Annotated in this window: 17 protein-coding genes; 14 read left to right on the forward strand and 3 right to left on the reverse strand. The window is 61.8% G+C overall.

Annotated elements, in window-relative coordinates:
* The 3 genes from GHO03_RS19855 to GHO03_RS19865 all read right to left on the reverse strand — a co-directional run.
* The coding region (locus GHO03_RS19855; protein ID WP_153400390.1) for an FAD-dependent oxidoreductase at positions 1-1344 on the reverse strand (1344 nt) is incomplete at its 3' end.
* 76 nt (positions 1345-1420) lie between these two features.
* Positions 1421-2248 carry an alpha/beta fold hydrolase gene (locus GHO03_RS19860; protein WP_153400391.1) on the reverse strand — a complete coding sequence of 276 codons (828 nt, stop codon included), beginning with the start codon at positions 2246-2248 and terminating at the stop codon, positions 1421-1423.
* 17 nt (positions 2249-2265) lie between these two features.
* Positions 2266-3597, reverse strand: coding sequence for a spinster family MFS transporter (locus GHO03_RS19865; protein ID WP_372241771.1), 1332 nt, complete (start codon positions 3595-3597; stop codon positions 2266-2268).
* A gap of 379 nt (positions 3598-3976) precedes the next feature.
* Between GHO03_RS19865 and GHO03_RS19870 the strand changes: the two genes are divergently transcribed.
* The 14 genes from GHO03_RS19870 to GHO03_RS19935 all read left to right on the forward strand — a co-directional run.
* Positions 3977-4711: an SDR family NAD(P)-dependent oxidoreductase gene (locus GHO03_RS19870; protein ID WP_153400392.1), complete on the forward strand. Its 735-nt coding sequence runs from the start codon at positions 3977-3979 to the stop codon at positions 4709-4711.
* A 30-nt stretch (positions 4712-4741) separates the two neighbouring features.
* The gene (locus GHO03_RS19875) at positions 4742-5515 is read left to right on the forward strand and encodes an SDR family NAD(P)-dependent oxidoreductase (protein WP_095020040.1); all 774 of its coding nucleotides are present in this window, start codon (positions 4742-4744) and stop codon (positions 5513-5515) included.
* A 10-nt stretch (positions 5516-5525) separates the two neighbouring features.
* Positions 5526-6155 (forward strand): nuclear transport factor 2 family protein, encoded by a 630-nt coding sequence (locus tag GHO03_RS19880; RefSeq protein WP_095000423.1) that lies wholly within the window; start codon positions 5526-5528, stop codon positions 6153-6155.
* Between the two features lie 9 nt (positions 6156-6164).
* Positions 6165-7238, forward strand: a complete 1074-nt coding sequence (locus GHO03_RS19885) for an alkene reductase (RefSeq protein ID WP_095000422.1) — start codon at positions 6165-6167, stop codon at positions 7236-7238.
* Positions 7235-9097: a long-chain-acyl-CoA synthetase gene (locus tag GHO03_RS19890; protein WP_153400393.1), complete on the forward strand. Its 1863-nt coding sequence runs from the start codon at positions 7235-7237 to the stop codon at positions 9095-9097. The genes GHO03_RS19885 and GHO03_RS19890 overlap by 4 nt, the downstream gene beginning before the upstream one ends.
* Positions 9090-10175: an MBL fold metallo-hydrolase gene (locus GHO03_RS19895; protein ID WP_153379326.1), complete on the forward strand. Its 1086-nt coding sequence runs from the start codon at positions 9090-9092 to the stop codon at positions 10173-10175. The genes GHO03_RS19890 and GHO03_RS19895 overlap by 8 nt, the downstream gene beginning before the upstream one ends.
* 64 nt (positions 10176-10239) lie before the next feature.
* Complete coding sequence (locus tag GHO03_RS19900) at positions 10240-11907, forward strand: DUF1302 domain-containing protein (RefSeq protein ID WP_095023571.1); 1668 nt, start codon at positions 10240-10242, stop codon at positions 11905-11907.
* Positions 11908-12047: 140 nt separating this feature from the next.
* On the forward strand, positions 12048-13259 hold the full coding sequence (locus tag GHO03_RS19905; RefSeq protein WP_095000418.1) for a thiolase family protein: 1212 nt from the start codon (positions 12048-12050) through the stop codon (positions 13257-13259).
* 5 nt (positions 13260-13264) lie between these two features.
* Positions 13265-14203, forward strand: a complete 939-nt coding sequence (locus GHO03_RS19910) for an OB-fold domain-containing protein (RefSeq protein WP_095020036.1) — start codon at positions 13265-13267, stop codon at positions 14201-14203.
* Between the two features lie 202 nt (positions 14204-14405).
* Positions 14406-15296: a VOC family protein gene (locus GHO03_RS19915; protein ID WP_095000416.1), complete on the forward strand. Its 891-nt coding sequence runs from the start codon at positions 14406-14408 to the stop codon at positions 15294-15296.
* Between the two features lie 10 nt (positions 15297-15306).
* Positions 15307-16182 carry a CoA transferase subunit A gene (locus GHO03_RS19920; protein WP_153400394.1) on the forward strand — a complete coding sequence of 292 codons (876 nt, stop codon included), beginning with the start codon at positions 15307-15309 and terminating at the stop codon, positions 16180-16182.
* Positions 16183-16193: 11 nt separating this feature from the next.
* On the forward strand, positions 16194-16991 hold the full coding sequence (locus tag GHO03_RS19925; RefSeq protein WP_095000414.1) for a CoA-transferase subunit beta: 798 nt from the start codon (positions 16194-16196) through the stop codon (positions 16989-16991).
* Positions 16992-17006: 15 nt separating this feature from the next.
* Positions 17007-17912: an enoyl-CoA hydratase gene (locus GHO03_RS19930; RefSeq protein WP_095000413.1), complete on the forward strand. Its 906-nt coding sequence runs from the start codon at positions 17007-17009 to the stop codon at positions 17910-17912.
* Positions 17909-18441: nitronate monooxygenase (locus GHO03_RS19935; protein ID WP_178110342.1), on the forward strand; the 533-nt coding region annotated here is incomplete at its 3' end. The genes GHO03_RS19930 and GHO03_RS19935, both read left to right, overlap by 4 nt.

Below are 18441 nucleotides of genomic sequence, written 5' to 3' on the forward strand. Positions count from 1 at the left end.
GAAAAACAGCGTGCCACCGAGGCGGTCGCTGCGCTCGAGCAGGGTCACGCGATGGCCGCGTAACGCGGCGATGCGTGCGGCTTCCATCCCGGCAGGCCCGGCTCCCACCACCACCAGATGCTTGGGTGTGGCAGTGGGGCCGATGACGTATTCGAACTCATGGCCGGTCATGGGGTTGACCGCGCATTTGACCCGCTCGTTGATAAAAATCTGGCTCACGCACACGTAGCAGTAAATGCACGGGCGGATACTCGCTTCCTGGTCGTTGAGCAATTTGTTGGGCAGGTCCGGGTCGGCGAGGAACTTGCGGGCCATGGCAATGAAGTCGCAGTCGCCGCGCTTGAGGGCGGCTTCACCGACCTCCGGCTCGATCCGCCCCACGGCAATCACCGGGACTTGCACGCTACGCTTGAGCGCAGCGGTCCATTCCAGATACCCCCCGGGCTTGTGCACCAGTGGTGCCTCGGTAAACACCACGCCGCTGGTGATGCGCGCAGTGGCCGATACGCTGACCGCATCTACACCTGCCGCCTCGGCCATGCCTGCCACGGCGATGGCATCCTCAAGATTGATGCCGCCGGGGGTGTGCAGTTCTTCGGCATCCAGGCGCAGCCATACGGCAAATTCATGGCCGACTTTGGCCCGTATTGCAGCGATGATTTGCAGCAGCAGCCGGGCACGGTTCTCCAGCGAGCCGCCGTACTCGTCTTCACGCTGGTTGTAATAGCCGGAGAGGAAACCGGCGATGATGTAGCCGTGGGCCGCGTGGATTTCCACACCGTCGAAACCCGCTCGCCTGGCGCGGTCGGCGGCACTGGCAAACCACTCGATCATCTGCGCGATATCGGCGCTGTCCATTACACGGATCGGTGAGCCTTCGGCGCGACGCTTCATGGAACTGACAAAGTTGGCCAGTTCTTCGGGCGTCAGCGCGGCCATCATGTCGCTTTGCAGCACCGGCGGCACCGAGGGCACCCATAGTTGCCGGCCTTCGGCCATGTCGCGCACTGCCGTCTTGCCGGCGTGCTGCAACTGCATGGCAATTTTTGCGCCGTGCTGATGGACGCGCTCGGCGAGTCGGCTCAAACCGGGGATAAAGTCATCGCTGGAAACGCCGACCTGGAATGGCTCGGCGGTCCCGGCCGGAAACGCCACCGAGCACACCCCCATGATCAATAGCCCGGCGCCGCCACGGGCGCGGGCTTCGTAATAGGCCTGAATGCGCTCGCCACACTGGCCATTGGCCTCGGCGAAGTTGGAGCCCATGGGCGCCATGATGATGCGGTTGCGCAGTTCAAGAGAACCTATGCGACCGGGTGCCAGTAACTGAGGGTATTTTGTCATTGTTATTTCAGCCCGAGCGGGTGTCTGGAAGGGCTACGGCCGCCCGCAGGCAGCCGCAGGTCATGCAGGTATACGGTTAGCCGCGCAGGAACTCCAGGCACGCCTTGTTGAACATGTCGCGGTGTTCGACCTGTACCCAGTGGCCGCACTGATTGAGCATGATAAAACGCGCATTGGGAGCGTGGGTCAGCACTTTAAGCGCGCCGGATGCGGGGTTGAAATTGTCGTCGGTGCCCCAGAACCCGAGGATCGGTGCCTGCAGCTCTTCAAGGCGCTCGGTCATGTTGGGCACCATCATGGTGCTGAACAGATTGCGCGGCTGATGCACGGCCACGGCCACGCGCTCGGCCAGCAGGTTGTCGTCCAGTAGCGCGGTGTCGAACAGTTGCAGGCTCATGATCCGGCGCATTTGCTCGATGCCCAGCGGGCCTGCGTTATACAGCTCGACCATGCGCTGGATGCCGATCATCTTGAAGTAGGTTTCGCGCTCTTCAACACCGCCTGGCGCCATGAGAATCAGTTTTTCGACGCGCTCCGGCTCAGCCAGCGCCAGGCCCAGGGCAATCGCACCGCCCAGGGAATTGCCGAGCAAGGTGGCGCGCTTGACCCCCACTGCCTTGAGAAAGCCCGACATGGCGTTGACGAAGAACGCCAGGTCGTAGTTCACATCTTCCGGTTTGTCGGAGCGGCCGAAGCCCGGAAAATCCACCATCAGATTGCGAAAGCCGTTAGCCACGAACTGCGGATAGTTGCCCTTGAAGTTGCTGTAGCCACTGGCGCCCGGGCCACTGCCGTGCAACCACAATACGACCGGGCCGCTGCCCTCGTCGAGAAAGTGCAGGCGCAGGCCGCTGTCCAGTGTCACAAAGTGGCCGATGGGCAGGGGAAGGTCTTGTTCGGTCATCACTCAATCTCCAGTTGTCAGGCAGTGGCCGCGTCAGCCAGCGGTGCTGGGGTCGGGGTCTTGTTCATCAGGTGGTTGCGGTAGCGCGGCAAGGCCATGGCCAGAAACATAGAGGCCAGAACCAGCAGCGAGATACAGGAAGCCAGGGCATAGCGCAGGCCTTCGTTGCCCAGGGTATGGGCAAAGCCGTCACTGAGCATGCCGATCAGCAGCGGCCCGACACCGACCCCGAGCAGGGTCATGGCCATTACAAAAATTGCAGTGGCCTGGGCCAGGCGGGTGGCTGGAAACAGATGGGAGATGGCGCCCAGGCAGGGCGTTGCCCACCAGGTGCCAAAAAAGCTGAATACGCAATAAAACAGAAACGCGGTCGGCATGGGTGTGCTGCCCATATAAAATGCAGTGCCCACTGGCCAGAGGAAATACGCCAGACCGAACGGGATGCTGATCAGCGTGCCCAGCAGCGGCACCCCGATTTGCCAGCCCTTGTCGCGACGTACCAGGCGATCACACAAAATGCCGCAGGTCAGGGTGCCGATGGTTGCCCCGGCACCGCCTGCGACCCCGGCCAGCAGGCCCGCGTCCTGCAGGCTCAGGCCGTGGGAGCGGATCAGGAAGCTCGGGCTCCAGGTGCCGATGGCATAACCGGCAATGGCCGCCGAGCCGCCGGTGCACACCAGCCAGAGAAAGGACGGTGTCTGGAACAACTCGCGAACCGTGACCAGCCAGTGGTCTTGCGCGACCAGATTGGGGCTGACCAGCATCGCCGGCTTGGGTGCCCGCACGGTAAACAGCAGGATCAATCCGAGCAAAATTCCCGGTGCGCCGATCACCACAAAAGCGAAACGCCAGCCGTAATGCTGGGCAATCCAGCCGCCCAGACCGAGGCCGAAAATCGCCCCCAGACTTGAGCCCAGCATCAATACCGACAGGGCGGTCGAGCGGCGGTCGGGCGGGTAGAGGTCCGAGACCATGGCCATTGACGGCGCGGTGCCCCCGGCTTCGCCGATAGCGACCCCGATCCGGGCGATCACCAGCATGGTAAAGCTGGCGGCAAAGCCGCAGAAAATGGTCATGACGCTCCAGGCAATACAGCTGAAGGCGATGACTTTTTTGCGCCCGATCCGATCGGACAGGCGCCCCAGCGGAAAGCCGAAAAGGGTGTAGAACACGGCAAAGGTCACACCTGAAAGCAGACCTATACCGGTATCGGAAATGCCGAACTCGGCCTTCACCGGTTCGATCAAAATGGCCATCAGCAGCCGGTCTATGTAGTTGAAGATATAGATGGCTGCCAAAACGCCCAGTGCGTAATGGGTTCGCCAGGTGGGGCGCAAGGGTATGGACACGACGGGTCTCCCGGTTTTTGTTCTAGTGAGTGAGTTATTCCACGAACCGGCTGGAGGAACATCGTCCATTTAGACCAGCCGGTCATGCACAGAATCTCTCTGGGGATGAAAGCTGTAGATACTCTGTTGCAGGTCAAGCCCTATTGTGGGAGCGAGCCTGCTCGCGAACGACCTTCGCGAGCAGGCTCGCTCCCACAGTTGCAGTGTTTCTGCAGCTGCCGTAGGAACTAGGCTGCACGTCAGCTGCTACGGTCGTCATCCGCTCTTGAGCTGCTTAGTCCCATCGGACGATGTTCAGCTTTTAGCCGCAGTCAATGATTGCTCCCATACACCGTCCGGGCTTACCGGCGGGCCGACTTCGGGCAGGTGGGAGAACAGGATGAAATTGCTTAACAAAGTGGCGTTTGTAACCGGTGCAGGCCAGGGCATGGGACGAGCGATTGTTCGTCACTTTGCCGAGCAGGGGGCCAAGGTGGTCGCCGCCGACATCAACCTCGATGCCGCGCGTCAAAGTATTGAAGGGCTGGGCGAAAAGGCCCTGGCAGTGTCCTGTAACGTCGCTGACAGCGACTCGGTCGCCACCGCGATGGCTGCCGTGCATGCACATTTCGGCAGCCTCGATGTGCTGGTCAATAATGCCGGTATCGGCTCCATCGATGCCTTCGCACAAACCCCGGACGAACACTGGCAACGAGTGATCGGGGTCAACCTGACCGGGCCGTTTTTCTGCAGCCGAGAAGCGGTGAAGCTGATGCTCGCCGCTGCCACGCCCGGCGTGATTATCAATATCTCCAGCACCGCCGCCCTGACCGGCGAAGGTCCGAGCCATTACTGTGCAGCCAAGGTCGGGGTAATGGGCCTGACCCGCAGTATGGCGCGCGAACTGGCCGGCAACGGCATACGGGTCAACACCATCGTTCCCGGCCCGACCAACACGCCGATGATGGCTGACATCCCGGACGACTGGATGCAAAGCATGCTCAAGGCCATCCCCTTGGGTCGCATGGGTGAAACCGATGAAATCGCTCGCGTCGCGGCCTTTCTGGCCAGTGATGACGCAGCGTTCATCACCGGTCAGAACCTCGCGGTCAACGGCGGCATGGCGTTTATCTGAGTGCCGCGCACAGCAATGGGAGAGCAGATCATGGGTACTCGTTTACAAGACAAAATTGCCTTTATCAGCGGCGCCGGTTCAGGCATCGGCGCGGCCACGGCGTTGCGCTTTGCCGAAGAAGGCGCGCTGGTGGTGTTGTGCGGGCGACGCATCGAGCCGCTGCAAGCCGTAGCGGCACAGATCCGTGACAGCGGCGGCCGCGCCGAATGCGCGGTGGCCGATGTCAGCAATGAAGCCGCTTATGTCGGCGCCATCAGCGAGGCGGCACAGCGCCACGGCCGTCTGGATATTCTGGTCAACAACGCCATGGCCTACAGCTGGGGCGCGATTGACAGCACCTCGACCGCTGACTGGCATTCGAACTTCGCCACCACGGTGGACGGCACCTTTTGGGGCACACGCACGGCCATGGGCCTGATGCGCGCCCAGGGCAGCGGTTCGATCATCAACCTGGCCTCGATCTGCGGGCAGTTCGGTACGCCGTGGATGGCCGGTTACTCGGCGGCCAAGGCCGCGGTGATCAACTTCAGCCGCGCTGCGGCCAGTGAAGGTGCCAGCCACAACATCCGTTGCAACGTGGTCAGCCCGGGTGTGGTCGAGACACCGGCCACGGCAGGCATGCTCACCGATGACAAGACGCGCACCAATACCGAAAAACTGATCCCGCTCAAGCGCGTCGGCCAGCCGGTGGAAGTGGCCAACGCCATTCTGTTCCTGGCCAGTGACGAAGCTTCATACATCACCGGTGCTTGCCTGCCGGTGGATGGCGGACGCAGCAGTGAGCTGTACACGGTATTGGAATAAGGACCCTTTTATGGAACAGAGCGCTTTGTTAGCCCGTCTCGATCGGCTGGAATCGATTGATGAGATCCGCCAGCTGGCTGGTAAATATTCGTTGTCGCTGGACATGCGTGACCTCGATGCCCACGTCAATCTGTTTGCCGAAGACATTCGCGTAGGCCGCGAAAAAACCGGGCGTGCGCACCTCAAGGCCTGGGTCGACGACACGTTACGCGACCAGTTTCACGGCACTTCCCATCACCTGGGCCAGCACCTGATCGAGTTCACCGACCCGGACCATGCCGTGGGCGTGGTGTATTCCAAGAACGAGCACGAGACCGGCCCCGAGTGGGTGACCATGCAAATGCTCTATTGGGATGACTATGAGCGCATGCAGGGGCGCTGGTATTTCCGCCGTCGCCTGCCGTGCTACTGGTACGCCAGTGACCTCAACAAACCGCCGATCGGCACGCAAAAAATGCGCTGGCCGGGGCGCGAACCCTACGCCGGTACGTTTCACGATCTGTTCCCGTCGTGGACCGAGTTCTGGGCCAGCCGCCCGGACAAGGAGCAACTGCCGCAAGTGGCGACAGCGGCTCCGCTCGAGCACTTTCTTGCCACCCTGCGCCGTGGGGCTGGCGCACCGAAAATCCGCGTGCGCTGAGGAAATACCATGAGCATTCTGTTTGAACCCGTGCGCCTGGGTGAGCTTGAACTGGCCAACCGTATCGTCATGGCGCCCATGACCCGCAGCCGCGCCGATCAACACGGGGTGCCGACGGCCGAGATGGTCGAGTATTACCGTCAGCGCGCTTCTGCCGGGTTGATTGTCGCCGAAGGCACGGCGCCGTCGGCCAGTGGCCTGGGCTACTGTCGCACCCCGGCGATTTACTCCCCGGCACAAATTGCCGCCTGGAAAGCCGTGACCGATGCAGTGCATGCCGAAGGTGGCCTGATTGTGCTGCAACTGATGCATGTGGGGCGTGCAGCCAGCGCCCACAACAAACCGGCAGGCGCCGCCACGGTAGCGCCGTCGGCCTTGCGCGCCCGCACCCAGCTGTTTACCGACACTGCCGGGATGGTCGATACCGACGAGCCGCAGGCCTTGTCGCCGCACGACATCGAACAGGTCATCGAAGATTACCGCCAGGCCGCACTCAATGCACGCCAGGCCGGTTTTGATGGCGTCGAGCTGCACTGCACCAGCGGTTATCTGCCGATGCAATTCATGGCCTCGGGCAGCAACCGGCGTGAAGACCAGTACGGTGGCAGTGTTGAAAATCGCGTGCGCTTCCCGCAGCAGGTGCTGGCAGCGATGGCTTCGGCTATTGGCCCCGGGCGTGTCGCCTTGCGCCTGTGCCCGGGCAATCCGTTCAACGATATCGATGACGAAGACCCGCTGGCCACCGCAGTTGCCCTGTGCAAGGCCGCCGAGCCGATGGGCCTGGCTTATGTGCATATCATGCGCTCACCGCTGGCGGAACTGGATGCCTTTGCCCTGGCCCAGCGTCATTGCAGCAACGGCCTGATCCTCAATGACGGTTTTGACGGCGAATCGGCACAAGCCGCGCTGCAGGCCGGGCAGGGCGATGCGGTGTCGTTTGCCCGGCACTTTATTGCCAACCCGGACCTGGTCGAGCGCTTGCGCAAGGGCTTGCCCCTTGCCCGCTTCGACCGCAAGACCCTGTACTCACCAGGCCCGGAAGGCTACAGCGATTACCCGCTGGCCGAGGCGGTGGCGCCATGAACGACATGTCCCGCATCAGCACCCTGACGGCAGTCAGACAACAGCCCGTGCCCCGTGATCAGACCCAGGCACTGCTGGATTTGCGTTCTGCGGCCAGCGGCCAGATCAAACCGGCGGACCTGTATACCCTGGCCGACCGTCTTGAAGGGCAGGCCCGTGCATTCCCCGATCGGCCTTTTTTGATCGACGGCGAGCAGCGTGTCACCTACGCCGCCGTAGAAGCCCAGGCCAATCGCATGGCCCATGTGTTTTACGCCAAGGGCCTGCGCCCCGGGGATGTGTGCGCGATTGCCATGGAGAACCGTCCGCAGTTCTTCTACAGCTGGTTCGGGCTGGTCAAGCTCGGTGTGGTGGTGGCGTTTATCAACACCCAGGTCAGTGGCAAGCCACTGGTGCATGCCTTGCAATCCACGGCGGCCAGGGCGGTGGTGGTGGGGGAAGAGTGCCTGGCCAATCTGCTGGGCACTCAAGGTTTGCCCGATGTCCCGCTGTGGCTGGTCAACGATGCACTGAACCCCTTTGGCGGCGAGCTGCCGGCCATTGTCGATATTGACTTTGAACAGCACGTCGCCGCTGCCCCGGCCACGGTCTTCGCCCGTGACGTGCGTGCGGCGATTACGGCCGAAACCACCACGCTGCTGATATTTACCTCGGGCACCACCGGCCTGCCCAAGGCGGCACGCTATAGCCATATGCGCTGGTTGTCCTCGGGTGACGTGATGGAAGTCACCCTGGGGGCCACCTGTGACGACGTATTTTACTGCTGCCTGCCGCTGTACCACGGCGCGGCGGCCACTTCGGTGACGTCCACGGCACTGCGCGCAGGTGCGAGCATTGTGTTGCGGCGCAAGTTCAGCGTGCGTGAGTTCTGGCCGGATGTGCGCCGCAACCGCATTACCGTGTTCCAGTACATCGGCGAGATCTGTCGCTACCTGCTCAACCAGCCAGTGGTGACCGGTGAGCGCGAGCACAGTTTGCGCCATATGCTCGGTGCCGGGCTCACGCCTGAATCCTGGCAGCGCTGGCTGGAGCGTTTTGGCCCGATCCAGGTGTTCGAGGGCTGGGGTGCCACCGAAGCCAACGCCAACCTGATCAATGTCGACAACTATGTGGGCTCCTGTGGTCGCGTGCCGGACTGGAGCCGCACCAATCTGCGCCTGGTGCGTTACGACGTGGAAAGCGACAGCCATCCGCGGGATGCAAACGGTTTTTACCAGTTGTGCCAACCGGGAGAAATCGGCGAGGCAATGGGCTTTATCGTTGATCACCCGCAGATAGGCGGTGGGCGTTTCGAGGGGTACACCAGTACTGCGGCCAGCGAGAGCAAGATCCGCCGCGATGTGTTTCAACGTGGTGATGCTTACTGGAGTTCGGGCGATCTGCTGCGTTATGACGACGACGGCTATTTCTATTTTGTCGACCGAATCGGCGACACCTTCCGCTGGAAAAGCGAGAACGTCTCGACCCTGGAAGTGGCCGACACCCTGAGTGATATGCCGGGGCTTGAACTGATCAACGTGTACGGCGTGCAGGTACCTGAACACGAAGGCCGTGCGGGGATGGCGGCGATCTTGATGCAGCCCGGGCATAGCTTTGACCCGCAGGCTTTTTATGAGCTGACGCAAACCCGTTTGCCGCGTTATGCCGCGCCGGTGTTTGTACGGGTAACACTGGCGGCGGACCTGACCAGCACCTTCAAGCTGCGCAAGGTTGATTTGCAGCGTCAGGGTTACGCGCCGCAGTTGTTTGCCGATCCGCTGTTTGTGCGCGATGAAAGTAGCCGCACCTATCAGCCGTACTCCCTGCAAGTGCTGGCCCGTAACGGTCTGCTGCCGTTTGCAGGTGCCGGCCATGAATGAACTCGACGCTCAAGGCCATCAATGGCGTGACGGCCTGCGCTACCCCTGGCCACAGGCCCCGGCCAGCGGCCAGGTGCAGGAAGTGGCCGAGGGCGTGCTCTGGCTGCGCATGCCGCTGCCGTTTGGCCTTGATCACATCAACCTGTATCTGCTGCGTCACGGTGACGGCTGGGTGGCGGTGGATACCGGGCTGAACAGCGATCAATGTCGCGCCGTGTGGGAGCAGGTGTTTGTCGAAGCCATGGCTGGCTTGCCCCTCAAGGCGGTCATTTGCACCCATTTTCACAGTGACCACACCGGTGTGGTGGGCTGGCTGGCCGAGCGATTTCGTTGCCCGGTGCTGATGACCCATGGCGAGTTCGAGGCGCTGCACCATGGCCCGCCGCGAGCGACGGCACCGGACTGGGCGTTTCTGGATTTTTATCAAAAGGCCGGCTTCAGCGCCGAGCGCGCGACGGCGTTGCTGCCGCTGATCCAGGGCGAGCACTTTCGCCCGCAACTGGTGGCGGGGTTTACCCGGCTGAACCAGGGCAGCCAGTTGACCATCGGCGGGCGGCGCTGGGAGGTGGTGATGGGGAACGGTCATTCACCGGAACACGCCTGTCTGTATGCGCCGGACGATGGTTTGCTGATCTCCGGCGACCAGGTGTTGCCGCGCATCACTTCCACCATTGCCGTGTATGTCAGCGAGCCTCAGGCCAACCCTTTGCGGGACTGGCTGGACTCGATCGAACGGTTGCGCACGATCCCCGACCACGTACTGGTGCTGCCGGCCCATGAACGGCCGTTTTACAACCTGCATCTGCGCCTGGACCAGTTGCGCGACCACCATCGCCAGCACTTGCAGCAGTTGCTGGCAGCGTGCGAACAACCGCGCACCGGGCTGGAAATGATGGGGGTGCTGTTCAAGAAACTGTCAGGCCGTTTCGACGAGCTGATGGCGCTAGGCGAGACGTTGGCGCATGCCAATTACCTTATGGCCGAGGGGGCGCTCGTTCGTGAGGAAGAAGGAGGGCTGCATCGTTATCGACAGGCCCCGACAGGAGTCGTGAAGTTCGACCCGCTTGAGTTGCTTTGAACACAACGCAATGACGCTTGAACCCATCGAAGCGGCCACCGAGTCGCTAATCAGGAGAGGCAGAGTGATCAATAAAAATAACAATAATTGTTCAGGGCAGCGCCCGCACAACTTCCAGGCCAGTGGCCTGGCCGTTGCCGTGGCGCTGGTCTGCAGCCCGCTGTGGGCAGGGGACACCATCGAGTTCGATGACGGCACCACGATTGATTGGTCGGTCACCACCAGCTATGGCATCGGTACGCGGCTGGGCAATCCCAGCGGCCGGTTGATGGGGGTCAACGTCGATGATCCGAACCGCAACTTTGATCAGCACAGCCTCACCACCAACCGGGTGGGCGCGCTGGGCGAAATGATCCTGCGCAAAGACAACTACGGTGCGGTGGTGCGCGCCAGTACCTTTTACGACGATGTGTATCACCGCAAGAATGACAACGATTCACCAGCCACCGTCAACAAATACGGCGACAACGACGAGTTCACCAGTGACACCCGCTACTACAGCGGTGGCCGCACGCGCCTGCTCGACGCTTATGTGTTTGGCGGCTGGCGTTTTGAAAACGACACCATGCTCGACGTAAAAGCGGGTCGGCATATCGAGTCATGGGGCGAGAGCCTTTACTACCCTGGCGTCAACGGCGTGCAGAACCCGTCCGATGCGGTCAAGGCCGCGCAGCCGGGGGTTGAGGTCAAAGAGGTGCTGCTGCCGGTGGGGCAGTTCTCGGCGTCTTACCGGATCAACCCGCAAATTACCCTGGGCGGTTATGTGCAGTACGAGTGGAAGGGCACCGAACTGCCGCCGGTGGGCAGCTTTTTGTCGACTTCCGACGTGATCGGCCCGGGCCGCGAATTTTTGTATATGGGCGCCAACAAGGTGCCTTACCTGGGCACCGACGAGCCGCGCGACAGCGGCCAGTGGGGTGCTCAGGTCCGCTACAGGCCGATTACCGACCTCGAAGTATCGCTGTTCCATGTTGTGTACCACGACAAAAACCCGGCCACTGCGCTGGTGGGCTGGGACCCGATACCGGCAGGCCCCGGTGGCCTGGCTTACAAGGCCAACGGCTACCGGGTCAAATATTTTGAAGACATCAAACTCACCGGTATCAGTGCCACCACCAAGCTTGGCGAGTACCAGCTTGGTGCGGAGTGGTCTTATCGCGACGGTGCTCCGGTGATGGTCAATACCGGTCTGGGCCCGGTGCCGGCCAAGGGTAAGGGCCAACAGTTCCAGTTGTCGGCCATGCGCATCCTGGGGGACCGCCCCTGGGCCAGCCAGACCACCCTGACCGGTGAGTTTGTCACGGTGCGTGCCGACCACGCCGACGAAACCTCTGCCGCGCCGAACCTTGAAGGTGTGGGCCTGTTGCCGTCGCTGGTGCCGTCCGTGCAACCGTCCGATCAGTACACCTACAAAACGGCCACGGCCTGGCGTACCCGCTCTTCGAGCGCTTACACCGTGGGCGCCTCGTTCAGTTACCCGGGCGTATTCCAGGGCTGGGACCTTGAAGTGCCGTTCACCTTCTCCAACGTATTCAGCGGTGCGGCACCGATGTCGGGAACCATTGCCGGGGTGGCGGGGGACAGGCGCCTGAGTGCGGGTACCACCTTCAAATACCTGGGCAACCTGGAAGTATCCCTCAGGTATATCGGGTACCTGGGCTCCCCCGACCCGATCTACCGCCCGCTGGCAGACCGTGACTACGCCACGTTCTCGATGAAATACACGTTCTGACGACTTGCCTGCCCCTGTGTGGGAGCGGGCTTGCTCGCGATACAGGCACTGAGGTTTTGCAGCAGAACCGCGTCGGTGCCAGCGCGAGCAAGCCCGCTCCCACGGAACGGCCTGATTTGCACTTTTAAAGAGAGAAAACCATGGGTCTTAAAGGTCATGCCGCCATTGTTGGCAGCGCTCAGTACAAACCGGAGAAATACGCCACGGCCCCGCGCATGTTCCATCTGGAACAAGTGGCTGACCTGGCGGCCCGGGCGTTACAGGATGCCGGCTTGCAGGCATCGGATCTCGACGGGCTGGTGATCAATGGCCCGCATTTTCATGAAGCCTCAGTGTTCGTCCCGGCCATGGCCGCCGAGTACCTGGGCTTGCGCCTGAATTTTGCCGAAGTGGTCGACCTTGGCGGCTGTACCTCGGTGGGCATGGTCTGGCGCGCTGCCGCTGCGATTGAGCTGGGTTTGTGCCAGGCGGTGCTGTGTGTGCTGCCCGCGCGCATGGCACCCATGGGCCCGGATGAGGACGCCAGCTGGATGGCCCGGGCCATGCGCTTTGGCGGCCACAGCACGGCATTCGGTGCACCCGAAGCCGAGTTCGACTTGCCGTACGGGCATATGGGCCAGAACACCGGCTACGCGATGATCGCCCAGCGCTATGCCGCGCAATATGGTTATGACCCGCGGGCACTGGCAAAAATCGCGGTCGATCAGCGCACCAATGCGCAGTACAACCCAGAAGCGATGTTTTACGGCCAGCCGCTGACCATCGAGCAAGTGCTGGCCAGTAAAAAAGTTGCCGACCCGCTGCATGTACTGGAAATCGTCATGCCGGTGGCCGGTGGCGCCGCGATGATTATCGCCTCCAAAGAGGTGGCAGCACGGGCGCGCAAGCGGCCGTCGTGGATCACCGGCTTCGGCGAGCACCTGGCGTTCAAGTCGCCGTCCTATGCCCAGGACATGCTGCACACACCTATCGGGCCTGCCTCGCAGCGCGCATTCGCAATGGCCGGGCTCAAACCGGCCGATGTGGATGCGGCACAAATTTACGACTGCTACACCATCACCGCCTTGCTGACCCTGGAAGACGCAGGTTTTTGCGCCAAGGGCGAAGGCATGAACTTTGTCCGTGAACACGACCTGACCTGGCGCGGCGATTTCCCGATGAACACCCACGGCGGCCAGCTCAGCTTTGGCCAGGCCGGCGCGGCGGGGGGGATGAGCCAGGTGATCGAGGCGGTGACGCAAATTGCCGGTGAAGCGGGCGAGCGCCAGCTCAAACGCTGCGACACGGTATATGTCTCAGGCACCGGTGGGGTGATGAGTGAGCAGGGCGCATTGATACTTCAGGGAGCATAAATCCGATGTCGAACAACAAACCAATGCCGGTTCCGACCGAGATTTCTGCACCGTTCTGGGAAGGCCTGAAGGCCGAGCGCCTGCTGATTCAGCAATGTGAACGATGCAGCCACTGGGTGTTTTACCCGCGCAGGCACTGCCCGGCGTGCTTTACCCATGCCCTGACCTGGCGTGAAGTCAGTGGTGGCGCGACGCTGTACAGCTTTACCGTGACACGCATCGCGACCCTGCCGGACTTTGCCGATGAAATGCCGCAGATACTGGCGGTGGTCGAGCTGGATCAGGGTGTACGCATCAATACCAATCTGGTCGGGCTGGACGAGTCTGAAGTGAAAGTGGGCATGCGCCTGCAACCGGTATTTGCCGAGGTCGATGCCAAGGGCAACCGGCTGCTGCGTTTTACCGGGCTGGACAAGGATGCCGAGGCGTTGAAGACGCTGCGTACGGTTGAGCAACCGGTGCCAGAAACCGCAGTGCCAGTGCGCCAGATTGCCCTGGATGACGAAGAGGGCCTGCAGGCGCTGGTCAGCGACGAGTTCAGCCCGTGGAGCAACCAGGTGGTGGTCGATCAGGGCCTGATTGACAGCTTTGCCCAGTTATCCGGGGATGATTACTGGATCCACACCGACCCGGAACGTGCGCGCAAGCAAAGCCCGTTTGGCGGCACCATCGCCCACGGTGCGCTGGTGCAGATCCTGCAGTCACGGATGAAACTCAACCTGGGTTACGAGATCACCGGGTTCACCAATATGGTCAACTATGGTTCGGATCGCCTGCGCTTCCCGGCACCGGTGCCGGCGGGCTCGACCATCCATGCGCGGGCCCGGGTCAAGCGGGTAGAGCGGGTCAGAAGCGGTACTCAGCTGACCCTGGAACTCAATACCCATGTGCTGGGCAGCGAGCGGCCGTCGGTGATCAATGAGCTGGTGATTTTGTATATGTGATGCCCTGTGGGGGCGGGCGTGCCCGCGATGCTATCGATGCGGTTTTAATGACACGCCGCGCCGCCTGCATCGCGGGCAAGCCCGCTCCCACCGGTTTAAGGCGCCCCACCTGAGCGCTTTAGTCTCAACGGACGATGAACCCCACCCCCATCCTTCCCATACTCCTCCAAGCCAATAAATACAGGCATTGAGGAGCAGGCACATGATCGACATTCGTGGTTTGAGCTACTTCGTTGCAGAGTCTGCAGATCCCGTTCAATGGCAGCGTTACGCCGAAGACGTGCTCGGGATGATGGTCAGCGAAGCACCCGCCGGCGGCTTGTACGTGAAGATGGATGAGCGTCCGTATCGCATGCTTATCGTGCCGGGCGGTGAGTCGCGGTATCTGGCTTCCGGTTGGGAGCTGGCCGGCGAAAAGGCTTTCAACGCCGCGATCGAAGTGCTGGATCAGGCCGACGTCAACTGGCGCCTGGGCAGCGCCGAACAGTGCGATCAGCGTGGTGTGCAAGCACTGCTGCACGTTACCGACCCTTCAGGTAACCGCCATGAATTGAGCTGGGGCCATCGCTCCGATTGCCAGCCCTTTGTCTCGCCCCAGGGAGTGCCGGGTTTTGTCACCGGTGATATGGGCCTGGGCCACACCGTACTGCCCGCGCCAAATTTCGATGCCACCCTGGCGTTTGCCAAGGATGTGCTGGGCTTTGAACTGTCGGATATTTTCAACTTCCGTCCCGATCCTTCGGCCCCACCGATCCGCATCCATTTTCTGCATTGCAAAAATAGCCGTCACCACAGCCTGGCCCTGGCCGAGTACCCGGTGCCGTCCGGCTGCGTGCATGTGATGGTCGAAGTCGAGTCGATGACCGAAGTGGGCCGCGCCCATGACCGGCGCATCGCGCATGACGTACAGCTGTCGGCCACCCTCGGCCAGCATCTGAATGACCGCATGACCTCTTTCTATATGAAAACCCCTTCAGGTTTTGACCTGGAGTATGGCTATGGCGGCTTGCTGGTGGATTGGCAGGACCACAGCGCTTTTGAATTCACCCGGGTAAGCCTGTGGGGCCATGACTTCTCCGCAGGACAGTCGTAAGGAGCACTACATGAACAAGCAAATGACAGCGGCAGACGTGGTCGGCCAACTGCGCGACGGCATGACCATCGGCTTCGGCGGCTGGGGCCCGCGGCGCAAGCCCATGGCGATCGTGCGCGAGATCCTGCGTTCTGACGTCAAGGATCTCACCGTGGTCGCCTATGGCGGTCCCGAGGTCGGCATGCTCTGCGCTGCCGGCAAGGTCAAAAAACTGATTTTCGGCTTTGCCACCCTCGATGCCATCCCGCTCGAAGCCTACTTTCGCAAGGCTCGCGAGGCCGGAGAACTGGAGCTGATGGAACTGGACGAGGGCATGCTGCAATGGGGCCTGCGGGCCGCCGGCATGCGTCTGCCGTTCTTGCCGACCCGTTGTGGCCTGGCCACCGATGTCAGCCGCCTGAACCCCGGGATCAAGCAGGTGCAGTCGCCCTATGCGGATGGCGAGGTGTTGCTGGCCATGCCGGCGCTGAATCTGGATATCGCCTTTTTGCACGTCAACGTTGCCGACCGCCTGGGCAATACCCTGGTAACGGGCCCCGATCCTTATTTCGATCATTTGTATGCCCGTGCCGCCAAACATTGTTTTGTCTCCTGTGAGCGGATCGAGGAGCGCTTGAACCTGGATGCCGCCCAGGCCCGCTTCAACACCTTCGAACGTTATCTGGTCAGCGGCGTGGTGCATGCACCCTTTGGTGCGCATCCGACAGCCTGCCCGTCCGATTACGGCTGGGACCTTAGCCACTTGAAACGCTACAGCGCCAGCGCTGCCGAAGAAGGTGGCTGGGAAGGTTATGTAGCCGAGTTTGTGACCCCGGGCGAAAGCGCCTACCAGGCCAGCAATGGCGGGGTCGATCGATTGAGCGCTTTGCCGCTGCCCGTGTTTTGAGGAGTGTGGACATGACTGCTACTAGCGAATTTACCCTGGCTGAACTGTTGATCGTGGCCGCCTGTGAAGCCTGGCGCGGTAACGGCGAAGTGATTGCTTCGGGCCTGGGGGTAATCCCGCGCCTGGGCGCGAGCCTGGCCAAACTGACCCATAGCCCGGAACTGTTGATGACCGACAGCGAGGCATTTCTGGTGGAAGAGCCTATTCCCCTGGGGCCGCGTGGAGATTTTGTACCGCGTTATTCGGGCTATCTGTCGTTCGAGCGGGTGTTCGAGTGCGTGTGGGGCGGGCGTCGCCACGCCATGATCGGTCCGACCCAGATCGACCGCTGGGGCCAGACCAACCTGTCGTGCATTGGCGACTACCAAAAGCCCAAAGTAGCAATGCTCGGGGTGCGCGGTTTGCCGGGCAACAGCATCAACCATATCAACTCGTTCTTCGTGCCGTCGCACAACACCCGGGCGTTTGTCGCAGGGGAAGTGGACATGGTCTCGGGTGTCGGCTTCAAGCCCGAGCGCTGGGAAGAGGGCATGCGCAGCGACCTGATGGACATCCGCCTGATCGTCACCGACCTGTGTGTGATGGACTTCGGCGGACCGGACCGGGCCGTGCAGGTGCGTTCCCTGCATCCGGGCGTGAGCTTTGAAGAGGTACAGGAGAAAACCGGCTTCCCGCTGCTCAAGGCCGCCGACCTCAAGCAGACCGTGGCGCCGACGCCGGAGCAGCTGGCGCTGATCCGCCGCCTCGATCCCCATGACTATCGCGCCTCTGCGCTCAAGGGCAACCCGCCCGGCATTCGTCAGGCCTGATGGCCAGGAGTTCTTATGAGCAGCGACAGCGAATTTGTGCAGCGGGCTGACACCGCTGTGTATGAAACCGAGGACCCGGTGCTTTATGGGGTGGCCGATGGTATCGCCACGCTGACCATGAACCGGCCGACCGTCAATAACGCGCAAAACTCACAGATGACCTACGCCCTGGACGACGCCTTGCGCCGTGCCGTCAATGACGATGCGGTGAAGGTCATTGTGCTGCGCGGCAATGGCAAGCATTTTTCCGCAGGGCACGATATCGGCACGCCGGGGCGCGATATCAACAAGGAGTTTGAGCGCGCCAGCCTGTGGTGGGACCACACCAACAAGCCGGGCGGCGAGTACCTCTATGCCCGCGAGCAAGAGGTGTACCTGGGCATGTGCCGGCGCTGGCGCGAACTGCCCAAGCCGACCATTGCCATGGTGCAGGGGGCGTGCATTGCCGGCGGGCTGATGCTGGCCTGGGTCTGTGATTTGATCGTGGCCAGTGACGATGCTTTTTTTCAGGATCCGGTGGTACGCATGGGCATTCCGGGGGTTGAGTATTTTGCCCACCCCTATGAACTGAACCCGCGCATTGCCAAGGAGTTTCTGTTTACCGGCGATCGCATGAGCGCCGAACGCGCCTACCAGATGGGCATGGTCAATCGCCTGTTTACCCGCGAAGGGCTGGAGGCCGGTACCTATGCGCTGGCAGCGGCCATCGCCAAACAGCCGCGGATGGGCCTGGCCCTGACCAAGCAGGCGATCAATCACGTCGAGGATTTGCAGGGCAAGCGTACGGCGATGGACGCGGTCTTTGCCTGGCATCACTTCGCCCATAGCCATAACGAGCTGCTGTCCGGGGACAAGCTGGGCGGCTATGACGCAAAAGCCATGATTGAAGCGAACAAGAGTGCTGCGGGAGAGCGTGGATGAGTGACTATCTGCAAACGGCGTTGACCGATGCCCTGGGCTGCCGTTACCCCATAGTGCAAACCGCGATGGGCTGGGTAGCGGACGCCAATCTGGTGATCGCCAGTACCCGTGCGGGGGCCTTCGGTTTTCTGGCCGGAGCGACCATTGCGGCGGATCAGCTGGAGGGCCAAATCCTGCGGGTGATCGAGGCCACGGGGGGGAGTAATTTCGGCCTCAATTTCCATATGTTCCAGGAAAACGCCGCGCAGTGCGTGGACCTGGCCATCAAGTACCGCCTGCGAGCCGTCAGCTATGGCCGCGGCCCCGACCGCCAGACCATCGGGCGTTTCAAAAAGGCCGGGGTGTTGTGCATTCCCACCGTGGGTGCGCTTAAACACGCACTCAAGGCCGTGGAACTGGGCGCAGACATGGTCACCGTACAGGGCGGCGAGGGTGGCGGGCATACCGGGGGCGTGCCGAGCACCATTTTACTGCCGCAGGTGCTGGATGCGGTGCGGGTGCCGGTGATTGCCGCGGGGGGCTATTCCAC

It is taken from the genome of Pseudomonas sp. FSL R10-1339, assembly GCF_009600545.1.
GTDB classification, from domain to species: Bacteria; Pseudomonadota; Gammaproteobacteria; order Pseudomonadales; family Pseudomonadaceae; genus Aquipseudomonas; species Aquipseudomonas bubulae.